Here is a 20,803-nt window from a genome sequence, read left to right as displayed (position 1 = left end):
ACGCCCATATCAATCTGACCTACAGTCTAACGAAAGTCACCCCGATACTGAAAATAGTTCTGGGGCGTGCCTCCAAAGGCCGCTCATTTTTCGGGTTGATGGTTCTCGCAGCGGTCGTCGACTCCAGGCCGGAACTCCGCGGGCTGACTCACTCGCAACAGCGGCTCGCCACAGGGAGCATCGCTCCCGGAGCCATGCTGGCACACTGGATTCTCGTAGTGTGCAAGCCACTGAAGGTATGCAGGCTCGTTCATGCCACAACGTTCCGCCGCATAGGCAGTGGGATTGCTAAAGTAGGTTTCAATTTGATCATAAGGCAGGGTCAGGTGGCCGACACCGGGGTGGTAGGCCACCAGAAAAACCAACTCGGTCTTGAGGTGCCTCAATACGGTGTTTTCCATGGGTTCCCGGTGCCGGAGCTCGTGCACTTCCTGCTCCAGGGCAACCAGCTTTTCATCCCGATGTTCCAGCTCCCGCTGTTTACGATCCAACTGCTCCCGGAGCAAAACCAGTTCTGCCGTCACATTGGCATCACCGCGTTCTTTGACGGCTCCACCAGAAGCCATTTGCTCCTGCATGGTGAGGTATTGCTGATTCCGTTCCGCCAGGCGTTGTTTCAGTTGTTCGTTGTTCAGGCTTTGGCGCTCGCACTTCTGCTCCAGATCACCAATTTCATTACTTAGCGCTCTGATTTCCAGCCGATGCTCTCGCTGCACCTCAGTCAGCATGTCGCGGTGTACGCTTTGCAGTGTTTTAATACGCAAGCGTTGTTCACGGATCAGTTGGGCAAGGCGCGCACGATCAGCACCGGTGCGGGATTCATCGTCCAAAGCAGAATCCTGCTCCCCGGCACGCAGGACAGGGATATTTTCTTCTTCGGGCTCAACAAGGCGGAATTTAAGCGCGTTGGCTTTGACCGCTTTTCGAATTAGTTGGAAATGGTTGTTACCCGGCGTCATATCCGGGTCCCATAACTCAGAGGCATATTGGGGGTCCGGGCAAAGGCTGCGACAGACCAGGCGAATCGCGCCGCCTCCCATATTCGGACCTTTTGCACCTTTGCGCGCAAGCTCTTCAATAGGCACATTCCAGCTGCTGTCAGCTCTGCCTTCCTCATCAAACCAGATGCGGAAAAACACAAGCGAACGCACGAGAAGGTCGCCGCCAACCTCCACAAGAACGGCTTTCACATCCGTTTCAGCAAGGTCTGATAGCCCTACATAGCCGTCCAGAAAAGCGCCAAACTCGCTGGCCCGCATCTGCCGAGCCACCTCGTTGCCCTCTATAAAGAAAACCGCCGAATAATCATCCGTTGCCTGGCGGGCAGATACCATTACAGACTCCCCAAAATCGAAAAACTCTCTGACAGACTAAAAGTCTACTCAGAGAGTTTCCGATGCAAAGGTAAAAACTGCAATGTTTTGTGATCAGATCTGAGAGGCCAGTCGGCTACCCTGATCAATCGCACGTTTGGCATCCAGTTCTGCCGCAACATCTGATCCGCCGATCAGGTGCACTGGCAGCCCTGCCGCTTCAAGCCCACCTTGCAGTTCACGCAACGGCTCCTGGCCGGCACACAAAATGATGGTATCTACCGGCAACACCCGGTCTTCACCCTGCTCTGCACCCTTCGCGGTGACTGTGATGTGCAGGCCTTCGTCATCAATCTTGCGGTAAGCCACACCCGGCACCATCTGAACCTTACGGTTTTTGAGGGACGTTCTGTGAATCCATCCGGTGGTTTTACCCAGGTTCTTACCCACTTTGGACGCCTTACGCTGCAGCAGGAAAACTTCGCGGGCAGGCTCGGGAACTTCAGCCTTCATACCCTGAACACCACCACGATGTTCCACTGTCAGATCCACCCCCCACTCGCGCATGAAGTGGTCAGTATCCAGTGCGGCTGAGGTGCCCTTGTGCACGATAAATTCAGATACGTCAAAGCCGATACCGCCAGCACCAATAACTGCAACTTTCTGACCCACCGGCTTACGCTCAAGCAGAGCATCCAGATAGCCAATGACTTTCGGATGATCAACACCTTCAATATCCGGGGTACGCGGCTCAACGCCCGTTGCCAGCACAACCTCATCAAAATTACCGGCTTTCAGGTCGTCAACACTCACGCGGGTTTCCAGCCGCACATCAACACCGTGCTTTTCCAACATCACACGGAAGTAGCGCAGGGTTTCATAGAACTCTTCTTTACCTGGAATCAGCTTCGCCACGTTGAACTGGCCACCAACCTCTTTGCCAGCGTCAAACAGGGTCACCTTATGTCCGCGCTCTGCTGCTACCGATGCAAATGCCATCCCGGCCGGCCCAGCGCCGACTACGGCAATCGACTTCGGCGAGGCAGTCTTTACGTATGTCAGTTCCGTTTCGTGACAGGCGCGAGGGTTCACCAGGCACGAAGTCAACTTGCCGCTGAAGGTATGATCCAGACATGCCTGGTTACAGCCAATACACGTGTTGATTTCTTCGGCACGGTCTTCAGCAGCTTTCAGTACAAGGTCGGCATCCGCCAGGAAGGGGCGTGCCATAGACACCATGTCTGCATCGCCTTCTGCCAGAATATTTTCGGCAACATCCGGCATGTTGATGCGGTTTGTGGTAACCAAAGGAATACTGACTTCGCCCTTAAGCCGCGCAGTAACCTTGGTAAACGCTCCCCGGGGGACAGAGGTCGCGATGGTAGGAACTCGGGCTTCATGCCAGCCAATACCGGTATTAATGATCGTAGCACCGGCTTTTTCGATTGCCTTGGCCAACTGAACGACTTCTTCCCATGTGCTGCCATCTTCAATCAGATCGAGCATGGAAAGGCGGTAAACCAGAATGAAGTTTTCTCCAACACGCTCACGCACACGGCGCACAATTTCGATGGGCAGGCGAATGCGGTTTTCATAGCTGCCACCCCACTGGTCGGTGCGGTGGTTGGTGTGAGCAACAATAAACTGGTTGATGAAGTAGCCTTCAGAACCCATAACCTCAACACCGTCGTAGCCCGCTTTTTGCGCAAGCTCGGCACATACCGCGTAATCCTCAATCTGCTTCTCGATACCGGCTTCATCAAGCTCTTTGGGCTTGAACGGGTTGATCGGAGCCTGAATAGCAGAAGGGGCAACCAACGCAGGGGAATAAGCGTAACGACCGGCATGAAGAATCTGCATGCAGATTTTACCGTCCGCTTTGTGTACGGCACTGGTGATAACCTTGTGCTTTTCCACTTCATCGTCATTGGTCATTTTGGCGGCGCCCTGGAAGACAGCGCCTTCCGGGTTGGGAGCTATACCGCCAGTTACAATAAGGCCAACGCCACCGCGAGCCCGCTCAGCATAGAACTCAGCCAAACGCTCGAAACCGTTTTTAGCCTCTTCCAGGCCAGTGTGCATGGATCCCATCAACGTGCGGTTGCGCAGCGTAGTAAAACCCAAATCCAGCGGTGCAAGCAGGTTCGGATACTTGGCAAGGCCTGGTGCTGTGTTGGTCGTCATAACTGGTCTCCTCAAATTGATCACGGCAGGGTCTTAATCGCCCTGCTCTTTCTTGATGAACTCTAAAGTACCCATGCGGCTTGCGTTCAACAATATCCCTGAATAACATTATACTATCCCCAGGTAACAGCTCGTGGCGAATCCACATGAATCCGACCACTCCTCAGCACTTCCCGGACCGCAACCCGCTCGGCGATATCAGCGTGCTCCACATTTCGGTATTGCTCCGGGCTGCTGAAGCCGAAGGCGTAAACTCGCAGGAACTTGCTCGCCACTTTCAACTGAACGCACAAACTCTCACGTCTCCTGAGGCTCGAATCAGCATTCCCCGCTTTATGAGGCTTGGGCATGCAGCAATTCAAGCCTGCGGCAACCCCGCACTGGGGTTGCGCATGGGCGCATTGACCAGGCCTGTAGATATGGGATTGCCGGGCCTTACAGCTGAATGCACCAATACTTCCGGCAAAGCTATACACACACTTATCCGCTATTCCCTGCTGACCAGCCGGAATAGCCGTGGAACACCCACCGCAGATCCCGAAAAACGGCTCATTCAGTTTTATTCCATTCAGCCCTACAACGCATTTAATTATTTCGTTGTTGACTCAGTACTAAGCGCCTGGACTCAGTTTCTGCGAACTGTGAGCGGGCAATGGGATGTGCTGGAGAAAGTCTGCATAGAATACCCATCCACCGGCCTGGATGAACTCTATGAATCCTGGTTTCGTTGCCCGGTTCAGTTTGGGGCAGACTCAAACGGCATAACGGTGCGGCAAGATATATGGAGCCAGACAACCCTGCAGGCGCATCCGGCCATGCACGAGAAGCTGCTACTAATGTGTGAAGCGGAACTGCGGGACATTCAGCGAGGATGGACAACGGGAGACAGGGTAAAGAGTTTACTAACACCTCTGTTTAGAGGAGAAACACCAAGCCTTGAGACCATTGCCTCGAAGTTGGGAGTTACACCATGGACACTACAACGACAACTTGCCTCTGAAAACACAGGGTTCAGAGAACTTATGGACGAAACCAGAAAGCATTTGGCGCGAGACTATATTCGGGAAACTGAAACATCACTGTCAGAAATTGCCTGGTTACTGGGCTTTTCCAACCCAGCGGCATTGCACAAAGCCTACCGCCGCTGGTTTGAAATAAGCCCGGGGGAACACAGGAAACAGTTCCGCGGGGATTAGTATTACTTGTTCAGATGCTTAGCGTGGAAGTGCAAGTGCTCTCCAATAAAGCTGGCAATGAAGTAATAGCTGTGATCATAGCCTTCGTGGCGATTCAGAGTCAGCGGATAGCCACTTTCCTTTGCCGCAGCTTCCAGCGCTTCCGGCTTCAGTTGCTCGACCAGGAAGTTATCTGCCTCACCCTGATCTACCAGTGCAGGCACGAACTGCGTGGCCTTTTTCATCAGCAGGCTGGAATCATATTCGGCCCAGCTGGCAGTATCTTCGCCCAGGTAGGCTGTGAATGCCTTTTTTCCCCACGGGCAATCTATCGGATTACTGATCGGGCTAAAGGCCGATACGGACTGGTAACGCTCAGGATTGCGCATCGCCAGCACCAGTGCACCGTGACCACCCATAGAATGACCAAAAATTGACCGCTTATCACTCACCGGGAAAACAGACTCGATGAGATTCGGCAATTCGTTCAGCACATAATCGTACATGCGGTAGTGCCGGTTCCAGGGTGCCTGAGTGGCGTTTACATAGAACCCTGCCCCTTTACCCAAATCGTAGGCTTCGTCATCTGCCACATCATCGCCGCGAGGACTGGTGTCAGGCGCGATGATAGCAACGCCCAATTCAGCGGCCATTTGGTGAGCCGCTGCTTTCTGCATGAAGTTTTCATCGGTGCAGGTTAAGCCAGACAACCAGTACAGAGCTGGAACCTTGTTGCCGTTGGCAGCCTGTGGCGGTAGATAAATAGCGAAACGCATATCGCAATTCAGCGTTTCTGAATGGTGACTGTACTGCTTGTGCCAGCCACCGAAACTTTTGTTTCGACTAAGATTTTCAATATTCATTGCAATCTCCCTGATAAATGGTCGCCCGTGCCATGCTCAGGCGACCCTCCTCGTTATTTGTCAAAGTGAATAACGGTACGAATACTCTTACCTTCATGCATCAAATCGAAGGCTTCATTGATCTTTTCCAGACCCATGGTGTGAGTGATGAAATCGCTAAGCTTGAACTCACCCTTCATATACCGTTCAACAATACCGGGCAACTCAGAACGCCCTTTTACGCCACCGAATGCAGACCCTCTCCAAACCCGACCGGTAACCAGCTGGAATGGACGAGTGGAGATTTCCTGACCGGCCCCGGCAACACCGATGACCACTGATTCGCCCCATCCTTTGTGACAGCACTCAAGAGCCGAGCGCATCACATCCACATTACCAATACACTCGAAGGAATAGTCGACCCCGCCATCGGTCAGCTCAACAATGACTTCCTGAATCGGCTTGTCGTAATCCTTAGGGTTAATACAGTCGGTCGCGCCGAGCTGACGGGCCAGTTCAAACTTGCTCTCGTTAATATCGATGGCAATGATGCGGCTGGCTTTCGCCATGGTGGCACCGATAACAGCCGACAGACCAATGCCACCCATACCGAAGATAGCCACGGTGGCACCCTCTTCTACTTTAGCGGTATTCATCACCGCACCCATGCCGGTGGTCACACCGCAACCGAGCAAGCAGACTTCTTCAAGCGGTGCTTCTTTGTTGACCTTCGCCAACGCAATCTCAGGCAGTACAGTGTATTCAGAAAAGGTTGAGCAACCCATGTAGTGGTAGATCGGCTCACCATTGAGGGAAAAACGGGTGGTGCCATCTGGCATCAAACCCTTGCCCTGAGTTTCACGTATTTTCTGGCACAGGTTGGTTTTACCAGAAGTGCAGAACTTGCACTCGCCACACTCAGGGGTATAAAGCGGGATTACGTGATCACCCACCTGAACGCTGGTTACGCCTTCGCCGATAGATTCGACAATACCGCCACCCTCATGACCCAGAATAGCCGGGAAGATGCCTTCGGGATCTTCGCCAGACAAGGTAAATGCATCGGTATGGCACACACCACTGGCGATAACGCGAATTCGCACTTCACCGGCCTGCGGCGGCATAACATCCACTTCTTCGATAGACAGTGGCTGTTTCGGGCCCCAGGCGATAGCGGCTTTGGATTTGATTGTTTTAGTCATGTGGCTCTCCGATCTATGTTCCAGCTCTGGCAGAGGTTTCTGCCACCATGAAGAACATACTATAGTCTATCGCCCTGGTTGATAATCCCATATTATATAAACTCACCTTTACCAGTGAGTAACAATTGGGAAGAGCAAATCCGAAAAACCAGCTCTTTCCAGAGGAGCTCAAACGACAGCACGGGAAGCAGACCATGCATATTTGGGAAGGGGTAAGTGAGTTTGTGGCAGTGGCGGAGGAAGAGAGCTTTACTGCAGCAGCGAAGGCGCTGGGCATCTCAACCGCTCAAGTTAGCCGGCAGGTCAGTGCCCTGGAAGCCCGCCTATCAACCAAGCTGTTTTACCGCACCACCCGCAGGGTTTCGGTGACCGAAGCCGGACAGATCTACTATCAGCAATGCCGGCAAGTGCTCGATGGCCTCGAAGAGGCGGAGCGCACCATGACCAATTTGCAGATGGTGCCTAAAGGTCAGTTAAGGCTGACAGCCCCTGTGACATTTGGCGAAAAAAACATCGCTCCACTGGTTAACAACTTCGTGCTGCGATACCCGGAGCTTCAAGTACAGCTGAATCTGACCAATCAGAAACTGGATTTGGTTGCGGGTGGTTACGACCTGGCAATACGACTGGGTAAACTCGAAGATTCCAGCATGATGGCAAAACGACTGTCATCGAGAACCCTGCATGTATGTGCCTCACCCGCCTATCTGTCTGCCCACGGAACCCCACATTCTCTTTCGGAACTGGACAAGCATAACTGCCTTCAGGGAAACCTGGATTACTGGCGATTTCAGGTGATGGGAAAACCACAAAATGTCCGAATCAAAGGCAACATCATGTGTGACAGCGGCTGGGCCCTGCTGGATGCTGCCTTGAAAGGCATCGGCATTGTGCAACTGCCGGATTACTACGTTCAACCTTCTCTGGCTTCCGGCAAGCTGACTAGCCTGCTAGAACCCTACCAGGAAGCTGACGATGGCATCTGGGCCATTTATCCACACAATCGTCATTTATCACCAAAGGTTCGAATGCTGTTGGACTATTTGAGCGAAGCACTGCAGGCGAAGTGACTGCCTTTCCAGCGGCAGATGCAATGCAATGAGGAAGACTTAAACGAAAAAAGCCGTTAACTGCTATGCAGCTAACGGCTTTTTAAAATAGTGGCGGAGCGGACGGGACTCGAACCCGCGACCCCCGGCGTGACAGGCCGGTATTCTAACCAACTGAACTACCGCTCCACGTGTTATAACCGATTACTTTCCAAATACTTTCAAAGCATTGCAACCTTCAAGAGATTGCTCGGTGACAACGAGAGCGCATTATAAAGAGGTGCCCGATTAAGTCAACGCCTTTTACGAAAATAATCTATAAATCCCCGCATATTACATCGCATCGACCATCGCATCCTTGCCCTGAGCTGTTTTCCGATACTCAATGGGAGTCATGCCTGACCAGCGTTTGAACGCACGATAGAAGGTACTCGGCTCGGAAAACCCGGTGAGATAGACAATCTCATCAATCGACTCGTCTGTTGTCGCCAATAGTTGCCGGGCCAAGCGGTATCGGAAATCAGCCAGCACCTGGTTAAAGCTGGTTTCTGCTTCAGTAAGCCGGGTGCGCAGCGTGCGAGGCTTGATGTCCAACCGGGTAGCTACTGAATCCAGTGTTACCTCACCGCTATCCAGTAATTCAGCAATGATGCGCTCCACCTGCCCGACAATATCCTTCTTCTCCAGCCGGGCAACCTGCTCACTGGCAAAGCGCTCATGCAAATCCAGGAGTTCCGGTTCTGCGTGGGGGGACGGATGAGAAAGCAAACTCACGGGGAAGTACAAGCGGTTTTCATCTGCACCAAACACCACATCGCAACCCAGCAATTCAGCAACGTACTCGCGCCCTTCTTCACGGTCATGCTCAAACTCGACCCGCGACGGACGGAATTCGTTATCCGTGATGGACCGGAAAAAAGTAAGCAGGCCCTGCACAAAGCACTCGTTAAAATGTCGCAGGCGGCGAACTTCATCAGAGGCAGTATCCAGCACCATGCAGGCCTCCTCACCTTCGATGAAAAAATCCGTATTGGCAGCATCGCTTAACAAGCGCTGATAGTTTTGCGCGCGGCGCAGCCCCTCACCAAACGTAGGGCTACTCAAAAACAGGTACTCGAGAACCTGTCCTTTATAAACCGGTAACAGCTGCCCAAGGTGGAGCCCGATATCAGGATCACCGGATACATCTTCTACCGCCTGCCAGAAAAACATCTGGGCACTGTGGGGCGTGCGTAGCTGTTCGGTGTACACATACTCCGCATTCACGCCAAGCCGGCTGAAAACAAGATCGGTATCCAGACCCTTCTTTTTCATTGCCTCGTAGATAAGGCGCAGCATCACGCCCGCGTCACGTAGTTCCTGCATAAAATCCCGCTATGTATCGATTGGATACTACTTTGGCCCGACAGACACCCGCCGGAACACCCCAGGTCAATGCGTCGTCAGCACGGGTTTGCCAGACTGACGGCAGGCCTGTAATCAATACCTGCATCAGCCCTGAAACTGCCCGATTTGCTCAGACGTTTACTTAGACTATCGTCTTTCATTAGAGCATATCAGGCCACAGACGCACAGTTGTACCAGAATCAATGCATATCAGGTACCTGCATTTAACAACTTTCACCAATATTTCGTGCCATAGCTATCATCGTATTGCCTTCAGAGAGAACCACTTATGTCAGACACACTTATATACAGAGACACCCCACCAACATTACTCCCACTGTTCGGTAAGGCTGTATTACCGAAAAAGGTCAGTTCTGAAAGCGACATCAGGCTTCCGGAACTTTCTGCCAAGCTCCTGTACGCAAAGACTTCCAGCGATGATCTGAATCAATATGAGCGTGTATGCGGATTCAGCCCCAGCAACCACATACCCATTACCTGGCCTCACATTCTTGCGTTTCCACTGCATTTGAAACTGCTGACGGAAAAAGCCTTTCCATTGCCACTGCTTGGGCTGGTGCATCTGCGCAACAGCATTACCCAGCACAGGGCAATTGGAAAAGGAGAGGTTCTGGAACTGGAGGTTAAACTGGGCGGACAAGAACGTACCAGCCGAGGAATCGAGTTTGACGTAGGCACCACCGCTCGTTCCGCGGGCACGGTCGTCTGGGAAGGCGATAGCACCATGCTCTTCCGCCAACCCGATCCAAACGCCAGGTCTGCGGAAAAAGCCACTCCCCCGCCGCTCGAGCAATACCCGAACATGGTGGACATCAATGTGGCGGAGTCCATCGGGCGTCAGTACGCCAAAGTCTCCGGTGACAGCAACCCCATTCATATGCACGCCCTGAGCGCCAAGGCTTTCGGCTTTCCCCGCGCTATCGCCCACGGCATGTGGAGTAAAGCACAGGCTCTGGCGATTATGGGGCAACAGGATGGGTGGCATTCGGGGCCAGTAAAGGTAAGTTGCCAGTTCAAAAAACCGGTATTTTTACCAGGAACTGCCCAATTGAACTGGCGGGAAGGGAAAACCGCATGGGACTATCAACTGCTGAATGCTCGCGGTGATGCTCCCCATCTCAGTGGGCGCATTGAATGGCTCTAAATTGGGCCAGAGGAACTCTCATCGTCACCCGAAGAGGGTAATGCTGCGACAGGAAGCGTAAAGAAGAATCGTGCGCCGCCATCTTCGGGTCGCTCGAACCCTATTTCCCCTCCCTGAGCCTGTATCAGGGAGCGGCAAGTAGGCAAGCCGATACCCATGCCTTCTTCTTTGGTGGAATAGAACGGCAGAAACAGCTTTTCCTCAGCATCTTCTGCAAGCCCCTCACCATAGTCCCTTACCTCAATCCGAACACAGCCCTTGTCCGTGAGCCGCGCGCTTACTTCAACGGGCAACGCAACTTCTTGGCTGCGAGTCGCTTCGAGCGCGTTCCGGATCAAATTCAGCGCAACTTGTTGAACCTGAATCGGGTCAGCCAGCACCTCCGGCAGATCCTCGGATACAAGTAGCTCAATGGCCCCGTCGTTGTTGCGCGCGTCCACTTCCGCAAACTCGCGGGTGTCTTCCAGCAGAGCAGGAACAGAAAGCACTTCTTTGCCAGTCGCAGGTTTTTTAACAAATCGCCTGATCCTGCGAATTATCTCGCTGGCACGGTGCGATTGCGCCTCAATTTTATCAAGGGTTTCCTGCAGCAGACTCAAATTCGGGTTTTCAACGGACATCATCCGCTTGGAGACTCGAGCATAATTGGCAATTGCAGTCAGTGGCTGATTCACCTCGTGAGCAACACCTGCAGCCATCTCTCCCATGGTGGTCAACCGGGATATGTGCGCCAATTGGTCACGCTGCTCCTGTACCAGCTCTCGCGCCTCTTCCAGCGCCTGCTCGCCATCAAGCTCGACCGTTATATCGCGGAATACAACCACCGCACCGTGCAACTCTTCTCCTTCAAGCTTTGGCGTGGAACGGTATTCAGCCGGAAATCCGGTGCCATCGGCACGCAGCATTCTTATATCGCGCTGATTTTCCGCCACACCCTGGCTACAGGTCGCATGAACCGGGAGTCCGCTAGGGCATTGGGCTGCTGTACTGAAGTGGGTATCGAAAAAATTCCGGCCGATCAGATCTTCAACAGGGCATCGCATAATGATGCCTGCTGCAGGATTGGCGAACTCGATCGTGCCCTTCTCATCAAGCCCGTAGATACCTTCACTGATCGAATTGAGGATACGGGCCTGATCGCTCTGAAGCTCCCTGTTTCGCGCCTGAAGTTCACGCTCAAGCCGAATAACGCGGGCATGGGTTTTAACCCTGGCAATCACTTCCTGGGACTGGAAAGGCTTGGAGATATAATCAGCCCCGCCCAACGCGAAGCCTTTGACTTTCGCTTGCAGGTCATCCAGGGCTGAGAGGAACACAACGGCACAGTCAGCCGTCTCAGGATCGGCTTTGAGGCGTTCGCATACCTCATAGCCGTCCATTTCGGGCATCATGATGTCGAGCAGGACAACTTCGGGCTGATGGCGGTGGGCAAGATCCAAGGCTTTTTCGCCTTCATTGGCGATCAGCAACCGATAGCCTTTATCTTTCAGTGTCTCATAGAGAACTTTCAGGTTCTGTGGATTGTCATCCACCAGCAGAACCGTCACTTCTGAATTTTCGCTGACAACTTCAGTCATATAAAAAAAGGCCGGTCAAAAAGATAACCGCATGATGCCGGCCAGATCACCTCTCGTCGATAAGGTTCTTTACGGACAGCACCATTCGAACCAGGTGTGCCAGCGAATGAGTCCCCATCTTATGCATCACCCGCGAGCGATGAATCTCAACCGTGCGCTGGCTGATTTCCAGTTCGATAGCGATCACCTTGTTCGCCTGCCCTTCTATCATGCGATCCATAATCTCATGTTCGCGAGGCGTCAGGCTTTTAACCCGGCGGATGATTTCCTGCTTCTCTCCCAGTGTTTTACGCTGTTCCAGATCCTGTTCCAGCGCCGCTTCGATCTTCTCTAGCAACGCTTCTTCGCGATAAGGCTTCTGGATAAAGTCCACGGCGCCTTCTTTCATGGCATCAACAGCCATAGGGACATCGCCGTGTCCGGTCACAAAAATGATTGGGAGAATAGAATGCTTTTCATTTAACTTTTTCTGCAACTCCATACCATCCATGCCCGGCATACGGATATCCAGCACGATGCAGCCAGCCATTTTTTCGGAATAATCCTTGAGAAACACTGCCGCGTTCTCATAGGTTTTAACCGACTTGCCATCGGTTTTCAGTAACAGTTCCAGCGAGTCACGAACGGCTTCGTCGTCCTCTACCACGTATACAGTTTGCTGAATGTCAGTCATGGGTGTGTTCTCTCCTGTCTGTTTTATTATGGCGACCGGTCAATGAATTGACGGATCTTTCTGATCGTCCCGGGCGTGTTCCTGGCGTTCGTGCTCACGCATTTTCTCAAGCCGTTGCTGGATAATGCCAAAAACGCTCTGTTTCGGATAGTTGCCTTTACTGTCGGCCTTGCCCGCCGGCTTACCCAACAACAAGGTCACCGCTTCCTCGACATTTGAAACTGAGTAAACCGCAAACCGGTTTTCCCGGACAGCCTGAACCACTTCGCTGTCCAGCATTAAGTTCTGAACGTTGTTGGCCGGAATAATGGCGCCCTGGGTGCCTGTAAGCCCACCCTTGAGCTGACAGGTAGCAAAGAAGCCTTCAACTTTTTCATTAACGCCGCCAATCGGCTGCACCTCGCCAAACTGGTTAACGGAACCTGTAATGGCCAGGTCTTGTCGCACCGGAACGCCAGAAAGCGAAGATATCAGGGCACAGAGCTCTGCCAGCGAGGCGCTATCACCATCTACCTCGCCGTAGTTCTGCTCAAAAGTCAGGCTCGCAGACAGGTGCATGGGGTCCATCACCGCAAAGTGTGAGGCTAGCCACGAACTCAAAATCATCACACCCTTGGAATGAATATTGCCACCTAACTTCACATCCCGTTCGATATCCATAATCCCGCCATCCCCATAATAGCAGGTGGCCGTTACGCGGTTGGACAAGCCAAACTCGAACCCTCCCGTGGAGAGCACAGACAGCGCATTAACCTGGCCCACAACCGAGCCTTGGGTTGATACAAACGTGGAGCCGTCACGAATTGAATCGTAAAGCTGGTCACGGATACGGCTACTGCGGTATTTCGCACTCTCAAGCGCTCTTTCCACATGAACATCCTGAATCATCTTGGCATTCGCCTGGCGAGCCCAAAAGTCCGATTCCCGCAGCAGGTTGGCTATATTGGCAGCATGCAATGAAAGCCTGTCCTGGTGTTCTGCCATACGCGCGCTGTGCTCGATGACCCTTGCCACAGCTTTATTGGTGCAGTGCAGCAGGTTTTTTTCTTTGACAACGCTGGCAATAAACTTTGCATACATAACCTGGCTTTCTTCGGAGCGGTACATTTCGTTCTCGAAGTCCGCAGTCACCCGGAACAACTCTGCAAACTCGGGATCGTAATCCTGCAGCAGCATCCAGGTTTCACGATCTCCGAACAGCACAAGCTTCACATCCAGCGGCACGGCCTGCGGCTCAATGGAGATGGTGCCTGAGAGCGTCAACTCTCGCTCAAGAGAGTTGATCTGAATGCACTTCGAGCGCAAAGCCCGCTTGATGCCGTCCCATACGAAGGGCTGCTCAAGCACCTTTATGGCATCCATCAACAGATAACCACCATTGGCCCGGTGCAGGCTGCCGGCCCGAATCAGGGAGAAATCGGTAAATACCGTGCCTTTATAGGTAACGTTCTCAACGTATCCAAAAAGGTTGTGATAAGTGGGGTTGTCTTCCACCACCATTGGCACTTCGTTGGTCTTCTGGTGCACCACCACATTAACGAGATAGCGCCGGGGCATCTTTTTATCCAGCGACGCATAGGCAATAGCTGCTTGCTCTTCGTTGTCGTCGAGAAAAATCTCCAGATTCTCAACCAGGTCTTTGCGTACCGCCTCGAAGTAAGCCACTACATCCGGCAGGTTTTTGTAGCTCTCAATCAATGCATCAATCTGGTGGCCAGATATCCCTTCCAGCGTTTCCTTGTTCAGGGCCTGTTGTTCATCGGCATATTCCTGCTCCCAATCCGCCAATTTCCGAAGTGCTTGCCGGAGCTTTTTCTCAAGTTTGTTGATTGAATCTTCGAACTTGTCGCGCTGTGCATCCGTTAGCGCCTTGAACGTCTCTGCGGTATGCGGCTTATCACCATTCATTGCCACCAAACGGTAACCACCTGGCGTGGTGATGGTCAGGCTGACCTTCTTGCGGCGGGCCTGGGCAGCGACCTTCTCGAGCTCATCTTCCTGCTTTTTGCCATACTCTTCTTTGAGCTGTTCTGAACGTTCCAGAAAGCTGTCGCTATCGAAGGTCTGTGGAATGACCTTCACCAGCCGGCTCATGAGCTTTTCCATGTCCTGTTTCAACAGCACGCCCTTACCCGCAGGCAACTGCAGCAGCTTGGGAATCCGCGGCTCCTCAAAATCTGCGACATAACACCAGTCGTGACTTTGCTGCTCAGTATCCAGGTGGTGCTCAAGATAACGCAGCATCATCGTGCGCTTACCCAGGCCGTTACGCCCTACGGCATACACGTTATAGCCACCATGGGGCATGGCAAGCGCAAACCGCACGGCTTCCTGGGCCCGATTCTGGCCCACAATTTCCGCGAGCGGCTCCAGCTGTCTGGTCGACTTGAACGGTAGATCTTTCAGAACACAGGCTTTGTAAAGCTGATGCAGAGGCAGTGACTTCAAGGTTGGGTCCTGTAACGGTTGACTCATTGGCCGGTCATTGTAGGTTCTGTGAACCTGTCTGTCGCGCTCGAGGGCAAGAATTGTGACAAACGCTTAAAGGCGGAAGATTTTGTGATGCAAGTCACGCTTCACAATCTCCTCATTGCCCTCGTCTTTCATCGAACACTACACTTCACAAGCCGACTCTCAGCCTTTAGTCTTATAGTCGGCTATAACAACATAATAATAAGCAATGGGTGCCAGTTTACGATGAGTGATTCCGAAGATCGCCGGCTCAAGGATCGCTATTCTGCTTCGTGCCTTAAGGTACAAGTTCGTCAGCGCGGTTTTTTCAAGAATAGCAAACCTTCTTTCCAGGCCACCTGTCTCGACCTGAACCGTTACGGCATGGCCTTGCTCTGCCCACGCCCGCTGGATCCTGGTACTCGCCTGTTTATGGACTTTGAAGGGAAGTACATCAGCGAATCAAAGGTGTGCGCCCGCGTTGTAGAATGCCGCCCTTTCCAGGCCGGCTACCGGGTAAGTGTTCAATTCAGCTATTACCTTAACAAAAAAGGCTATTCCAGAGCGGTAGACAACGCTTTGTCACGCATCGAAGGCTTCTACAACCGCCTCGCCAGCTAACACTTCTCAGGCCAACCCGGCATCCAGGCTGGCTGCAACGTACATCCCTAACTCCCGACATTGCTCTTCGAACTCATCCTGATACTCTCCGCGGCACATCAGTGGTTCCTGGATTAGTTTCCAGCGTAACCCGGTGGTGATGCTTTCAATCGCGCGCCGCGTTCCTGTGCCGTCATGGCCAGCCCGGATATAAAATGCAAATGGAAGACCTTGGGTTTTCTCCAGGCAGGGGTAGTAGCTGCGGTCGAAGAAATCCTTCAGCGCGCCGCTCATGTAGCCGAGATTTTCAGTGGTGCCGAGGATAATGGCATCACAGGCAAGAACATCATCCGGGCCAGCATCCAGGGGCGCCAGCACGGTTACTTCAACATTTTCGATATCTTCGTGCCCTGCACCCTGCGCGACCGCATCGCGCAGGGTGAGGGTATTCGGAGAAGGCGCATGAGAAACAATAAGCAATTTCTTTATAGGTTCCACAAAGCACCTCCCATACTGACTTAAAGCAACTCACCTGCTGCTTCAACAGGCGCTTCTGCAGCGGCATCTTTCTTGGATGCCGGCTTGGGCATCAGCCTTTCACGCACCTTGGCTTCAATTTCCTTTGCTATTTCCAGATTCTCTTCAAGGAACTTGCAAGCATTGGCCTTACCTTGGCCAATCTTATCGCCGTTATAGGCATACCAAGCGCCGGACTTGTCCACAAAGCCTTCCTTAACGCCCATATCGAGCACTTCGGCCATGTGATAAATACCCTTGCCATAAAGAATCTGGAACTCAGCCTGACGGAATGGAGGAGCAACCTTGTTCTTCACAACTTTAACGCGGGTTTCGTTGCCAACAACCTCGTCGCCATCTTTTACTGCACCGATGCGACGAATATCCAAACGTACTGATGAGTAGAATTTAAGCGCGTTACCACCGGTGGTGGTTTCAGGGCTGCCGAACATTACGCCGATCTTCATACGGATCTGGTTAATGAAAACCAGCAAGCAGTTGGCGTGTTTCACATTGCCCGTGAGCTTGCGCAGAGCCTGAGACATGAGGCGGGCCTGCAAGCCGACGTGGCTATCGCCCATCTCACCTTCAATTTCAGCCTTTGGAGTCAGCGCCGCTACAGAGTCAACAATGATGACGTCTACCGCATTGGAGCGTACCAGCATGTCGGCAATTTCAAGAGCCTGCTCACCGGTATCTGGCTGGGAAACCAGAAGGTCGTCTACGTTAACGCCCAACTTCTCAGCGTAGATGGGATCCAGCGCGTGCTCAGCATCGATGAAGGCACAGGTTTTACCGGCTTTCTGAGCTTCGGCAATAACCTGGAGGGTCAGAGTTGTTTTACCAGAGCTTTCAGGGCCGTAAATTTCAACAATTCGGCCGTAAGGCAGTCCGCCTATACCCAGGGCAACGTCCAGCCCAAGAGATCCGGTGGAGACCGCAGGAATGGCTTCGCGGGGCTGGTCGCCCATTTTCATCACTGCGCCTTTACCAAACTGGCGCTCAATCTGGCCCAGCGCTGCGCTTAATGCTTTTTTGCGGTTGTCTTCCATCAGTGCAAACCCTCTGTTGCCTTGGCCAACGGCAAGATAGTCAAGCCGGTGGAGGTATGATTAATCGGGAAGCCGTACAGTGGTAACAGCGAATTCCCTGTATATTTGAACAGTATTAAAACATACCCCGAGAGAGAGGCCAACCCCTGTTATTGTGAAAGCATTCAGGTTTGCTTCAAAAACCCGCTAACTCCCTGCAGGGCAAAGAGAACCGCCTGCCGTCGCACCTGATCGCGATCGCCTCTGAAGTGCTGCACAACCGCTTCGGTGCTCTCAATGCTGGCGCCCCAGGCAAACCAAACCGTTCCTACCGGTTTTTCTTCACTGCCCCCACCTGGCCCGGCTACCCCGCTAATGGCAACCGCTACATTCGCACCGGTGGCTGCAAGTGCGCCTGCAACCATCTCACGCACCACCGGTTCGCTAACAGCACCATGATTGCCCAAAGAGGCATCGGTAACGCCTAACAACGATTGCTTGGCTTCATTGCTGTAGGTGACCAAGCCGCCCACCACATAGGCGGAAGATCCCGGTTTATCTGTCAGCACCTTGGCAACCCAGCCACCGGTGCAACTCTCGGCAGTCACTACCGTGGAACCCAGCTGTAGCAACTTTGCGGCTAATTGATCTCCAGCTTGTTCGAGTTCGTGGTCACTGGCAGGCATAATGTGCTCCCTCGTTTCATCACGGGCATAATTTTCTTACAATCCGTGGCTTCATCCAAAGTAAGATTATCCGGACTTGTTCATGTCAGCAGCTCAGAACACCAAACCCCAGCACACACCCATGATGCATCGGTGTGTTATCACTGTTTTATATGAATTTTCTTAGACTGGAAGTGGATAGCTACACTTAACGTTATACTTTACCTTGAGACTGCGATGGACTTCCCTGGACCAACTTGCCGGCCACTTCAAACCTTTGCTCATGATTTTCGGTTGATCACGAACAATTAGCCAGGCCAGTTTATGCATCACCCTTACATCTGTTGAACCCTTCGGGCCAGCGTCCACTTGAAGCGAGTTGCCCTAATGTCAATTCAAAAGCCTGCACTTCTGGGAGTCAAGTGGGTGCTCTGGTATAGACGGGGCCGCCCGCGCCTTGGCCCATCGTAACGTTCCGGTTTGCGGCTAGTCTGAAAAGTTCTGCCTTCGACCAACATGGCGGCGTACTCGTCGATCTTAGTCAGGTACTTAGCCAGCTTGTATAACCCTCGCTGCTTTTCGAAATCATGGTAGTCGATGCGGCCCATGGCGTTGTAGCAATAGCGCCGCTCGGCATCAAGATTGCAGTTGTAGTAAAGCCCTTGCCCCCCGGTAATTGCTTTCGCCCACATCTCACCAATAAGACGAGCCTGGGTAATGTCCTTCTGGCATTGATGACCGTCGAAGAAGAAAATGAGGTGGTAATGAAAGCCTTTTTTCGGTTGCCATTCCAGCTTCCAGGCGTAACCTAATAGATGGTTGAACAGAGAGTGGGTGTTAAAGGCGTAGCAAAGTTGCTCTCGATGGTAGCGGGCCGTCTCGTAGTCGATGTAAGGGCTGTCGAATTCAGTGTAGCCTATGTCCACTCGAACAACCTGCAAACGGCTATGGCAAACAAAGAGGGCCTCCATCAACTCACACAGGCGCTTGTAGTTGTTGGCGCTGTTACGCCGGTTACGATTACATTCGTAGGTGAAGTCCGGCTGCTGCTGGCTCTGATACCAGGCGGCAAGGCGTTGATTGAGATCCGTGATTACCTGTTCTGCAGCCTCACGGCTCAGCGCTGGTGGTTGACTGAACCCCACCTCGTTCAGGTACGCACACTGGCCAAAAGCCCACAAGAAGCGTGTGGCGTAGGGACTAGGTCGATAATATTGACCAATGTTCGTCTCATGAAACATGGTCACTAATACGGTGAAAAGCGTGGTCAACATCTCTAACAACGGATCAGGTGCCAATACAACTCTCTCAGCGCCGAAGGCCTCTGGCTGAATGAGTCGCTGGTGATCAAGAACCTGCCTTCCATTGGACATAGTTTTTAGCTGCTGGTCTACCCAAATCAGATCCTTGCGCCAGTAGTGATCTGAAGGCATCGTAATTGGCTGACCGAGGGCATTGGAAATGATTGCACCGCCGTGCAATCCGCCTAACCAGTCCAACATCTCGTCGTCAGTCAGGGTATCGTGGTAAGCGCATGGGTCCATTGTAAGTCTCCAGGTTAGATGGGGTGAGCGTTGTGCTCATACCATTACCTGGCAGGTAAAAGTTTACGCTACCATCAGTATTGCCTTACTTAACTGTCGGGGTGATTCTTTTGGGAATCACCTCTCATTACCGCCTCTTGTTGATCATTGCTTTGTTTTGGGCTTTCACTGTGTGAGCCCATTGTCCTCCCTACATCTGCTGACACCACTGCATCTATATCTATCTATTCATGTGATGATTGCTATCAGTTAATAACATAGGAACCTAAAAGGGTTCGACCTGCTCATTTAATGACTTCCGCGACATTTAACGGCACCCTCAAAGCTTAATGGCACATTAAATGGGCAGAACTGTTAAAAAGTTAATGTAATTAATTCCTAACTGGTCACTCCATTGTGCCGTGGACTTACTTCACGTCATTCGCTCGAGTATGATCATCAGTCAACTGCCCACCGATCAGTGATACACATGGCCTCCGTCGGTTACAACACGTTGGATGGTGTCATCTTTGACCGACTGACGCACCTTTAAGACCAGCCGTAAACCGGCACTATCGAAGGGGCCTCGAATGAGTCGCCCTCGAAAATCTGCGTGGCCTGGCCCTACGGAGAAGTGGGGCTTTGATCCCGGCAAACGACGCTTGATGGGCCTAGAGTATGGCACCATCCCGCAGCCACGGGAAAACCCGCCTGAATCGGGTCTGCACCACCAAACGCCGAGCCATCCCTCACTGCGGGCATAGCGGCCTGCCCGTTCCGGCAGTCCGTGTTATTCCATCAGAAGCCTTATGATGAGCCCGCTTACCTGTGCTCGACACACCATACCAAACGTTTCAGAAACCTCCACAGGATAACCTTCCGCAAGACCCCGTCCGTTGCCCTGAAAAGTGCGTGGCAAACCCGAAGCAGCCTCTCCGACGAAACAACAGGAAGGACGATCCCCGACGGATCGCCATGGAACGTTATGAGCTCAAACTTCGATTGATTCGAGACGCTAAAGCTCTCGGCAAATTACGCAAAATCACTCAGGGACAAAGAGCCGAGGAGCTCGGATTGCTGAGAAGCACATTCGAGGAATAGTTGAAGTTTTGGCGGATGCCGCAGGCTCCGAATGAGGCTTCATTACGCCTCTGGGCTTCTCGTCAAAAAAGCCATTTTTAACCTGGCGGAGGTTAATTGACGTGCAATTTTGCAAATATTAGCAAAATTGCACGCGGTTTTATCAGCTTGGCCGATTAATATCGAGCAATCGGCCAAGCTGAACAGGGCCTGTCCGCCGGGGGGGGGGGGGGGGGGGGGGGGGGGGGGGGGGGGGGGGGGGGGGGGGGGGGGGGGGGGGGGGGGGGGGGGGGGGGGGGGGGGGGGGGGGGGGGGGGGGGGGGGGGGGGGGGGGGGGGGGGGGGGGGGGGGGGGGGGGGGGGGGGGGGGGC

17 protein-coding genes and 1 tRNA gene are annotated in these 20,803 nt (G+C 52.8%); 5 read left to right on the top strand and 13 right to left on the bottom strand.

Translation table 11 applies throughout. The features are described from left to right. Window positions 1-83 precede the first annotated feature (83 nt). Window positions 84-1,334 carry a DNA repair protein gene (locus FE848_RS13035; RefSeq protein WP_200203729.1) on the bottom strand — a complete coding sequence of 417 codons (1,251 nt, stop codon included), beginning with the start codon at window positions 1,332-1,334 and terminating at the stop codon, window positions 84-86. Window positions 1,335-1,427: 93 nt separating this feature from the next. Next, window positions 1,428-3,497 carry an NADPH-dependent 2,4-dienoyl-CoA reductase gene (locus FE848_RS13030; RefSeq protein ID WP_200203727.1) on the bottom strand — a complete coding sequence of 690 codons (2,070 nt, stop codon included), beginning with the start codon at window positions 3,495-3,497 and terminating at the stop codon, window positions 1,428-1,430. 146 nt (window positions 3,498-3,643) lie between these two features. Between FE848_RS13030 and FE848_RS13025 the strand changes: the two genes are divergently transcribed. Next, a complete protein-coding gene (locus FE848_RS13025) occupies window positions 3,644-4,693 on the top strand; it encodes an AraC family transcriptional regulator (RefSeq protein WP_200203725.1) in 1,050 nt (349 codons plus the stop codon). Window positions 4,694-4,695: 2 nt separating this feature from the next. Here FE848_RS13025 and fghA read toward each other — a convergent pair whose 3' ends face one another. Further along, window positions 4,696-5,535, bottom strand: a complete 840-nt coding sequence (gene fghA / locus FE848_RS13020; RefSeq protein WP_200203722.1) for an S-formylglutathione hydrolase — start codon at window positions 5,533-5,535, stop codon at window positions 4,696-4,698. 53 nt (window positions 5,536-5,588) lie between these two features. Next, window positions 5,589-6,716 carry an S-(hydroxymethyl)glutathione dehydrogenase/class III alcohol dehydrogenase gene (locus tag FE848_RS13015; RefSeq protein WP_227714795.1) on the bottom strand — a complete coding sequence of 376 codons (1,128 nt, stop codon included), beginning with the start codon at window positions 6,714-6,716 and terminating at the stop codon, window positions 5,589-5,591. A 194-nt stretch (window positions 6,717-6,910) separates the two neighbouring features. Here FE848_RS13015 and FE848_RS13010 point away from each other — a divergent pair, with 194 nt between their 5' ends. Beyond that, window positions 6,911-7,786 (top strand): LysR substrate-binding domain-containing protein, encoded by an 876-nt coding sequence (locus FE848_RS13010; protein WP_200203720.1) that lies wholly within the window; start codon window positions 6,911-6,913, stop codon window positions 7,784-7,786. Window positions 7,787-7,877: 91 nt separating this feature from the next. Here FE848_RS13010 and FE848_RS13005 read toward each other — a convergent pair. Further along, a tRNA-Asp gene (locus tag FE848_RS13005) sits at window positions 7,878-7,954 on the bottom strand. Between the two features lie 144 nt (window positions 7,955-8,098). Continuing rightward, window positions 8,099-9,130 carry an AraC family transcriptional regulator gene (locus FE848_RS13000; protein ID WP_200203718.1) on the bottom strand — a complete coding sequence of 344 codons (1,032 nt, stop codon included), beginning with the start codon at window positions 9,128-9,130 and terminating at the stop codon, window positions 8,099-8,101. A gap of 310 nt (window positions 9,131-9,440) precedes the next feature. Here FE848_RS13000 and FE848_RS12995 point away from each other — a divergent pair, with 310 nt between their 5' ends. After that, a complete protein-coding gene (locus FE848_RS12995; protein WP_200203716.1) occupies window positions 9,441-10,316 on the top strand; it encodes a MaoC family dehydratase in 876 nt (291 codons plus the stop codon). Here FE848_RS12995 and FE848_RS12990 read toward each other — a convergent pair. The 3 genes from FE848_RS12990 to FE848_RS12980 are packed head-to-tail and all read right to left on the bottom strand — an operon-like array spanning window position 10,313 to window position 15,014. Continuing rightward, window positions 10,313-11,893, bottom strand: a complete 1,581-nt coding sequence (locus FE848_RS12990) for a response regulator (protein ID WP_200203714.1) — start codon at window positions 11,891-11,893, stop codon at window positions 10,313-10,315. The two genes, FE848_RS12995 and FE848_RS12990, sit on opposite strands and share 4 nt — an antisense overlap. A 46-nt stretch (window positions 11,894-11,939) precedes the next feature. Next, window positions 11,940-12,566: a response regulator FixJ gene (gene fixJ / locus FE848_RS12985; protein WP_200203712.1), complete on the bottom strand. Its 627-nt coding sequence runs from the start codon at window positions 12,564-12,566 to the stop codon at window positions 11,940-11,942. A 39-nt stretch (window positions 12,567-12,605) separates the two neighbouring features. After that, a complete protein-coding gene (locus FE848_RS12980; protein WP_200204074.1) occupies window positions 12,606-15,014 on the bottom strand; it encodes a Lon protease family protein in 2,409 nt (802 codons plus the stop codon). 249 nt (window positions 15,015-15,263) lie between these two features. On the opposite strand from FE848_RS12980, the gene FE848_RS12975 reads away from it, so the two are divergent. Further along, window positions 15,264-15,638 carry a PilZ domain-containing protein gene (locus FE848_RS12975; RefSeq protein WP_200203709.1) on the top strand — a complete coding sequence of 125 codons (375 nt, stop codon included), beginning with the start codon at window positions 15,264-15,266 and terminating at the stop codon, window positions 15,636-15,638. A gap of 6 nt (window positions 15,639-15,644) precedes the next feature. Here FE848_RS12975 and FE848_RS12970 read toward each other — a convergent pair whose 3' ends face one another. From FE848_RS12970 to FE848_RS12955, 4 genes are all read right to left on the bottom strand, one after another. Further along, window positions 15,645-16,115 (bottom strand): flavodoxin family protein, encoded by a 471-nt coding sequence (locus FE848_RS12970; RefSeq protein WP_200203707.1) that lies wholly within the window; start codon window positions 16,113-16,115, stop codon window positions 15,645-15,647. Window positions 16,116-16,135: 20 nt separating this feature from the next. After that, entirely contained in the window at window positions 16,136-17,185 is a 1,050-nt protein-coding gene (gene recA, locus FE848_RS12965; RefSeq protein ID WP_200203705.1) for a recombinase RecA, read from the bottom strand. A 164-nt stretch (window positions 17,186-17,349) separates the two neighbouring features. Then, window positions 17,350-17,850, bottom strand: a complete 501-nt coding sequence (locus FE848_RS12960; protein ID WP_200203696.1) for a nicotinamide-nucleotide amidohydrolase family protein — start codon at window positions 17,848-17,850, stop codon at window positions 17,350-17,352. 374 nt (window positions 17,851-18,224) lie between these two features. Further along, window positions 18,225-19,373, bottom strand: coding sequence for an inovirus-type Gp2 protein (locus tag FE848_RS12955; RefSeq protein ID WP_200203688.1), 1,149 nt, complete (start codon window positions 19,371-19,373; stop codon window positions 18,225-18,227). A 569-nt stretch (window positions 19,374-19,942) separates the two neighbouring features. Between FE848_RS12955 and FE848_RS12950 the strand changes: the two genes are divergently transcribed. Then, the gene (locus tag FE848_RS12950) at window positions 19,943-20,116 is read left to right on the top strand and encodes a hypothetical protein (protein ID WP_200203678.1); all 174 of its coding nucleotides are present in this window, start codon (window positions 19,943-19,945) and stop codon (window positions 20,114-20,116) included. The last annotated feature ends 687 nt before the right edge of the window (window positions 20,117-20,803 follow it).

This window comes from Marinobacter sp. 1-3A, from assembly GCF_016597775.1.
Taxonomy (GTDB): domain Bacteria; phylum Pseudomonadota; class Gammaproteobacteria; order Pseudomonadales; family Oleiphilaceae; genus Marinobacter; species Marinobacter xiaoshiensis.
This window is presented reverse-complemented; position numbering and strand designations above follow the sequence as displayed.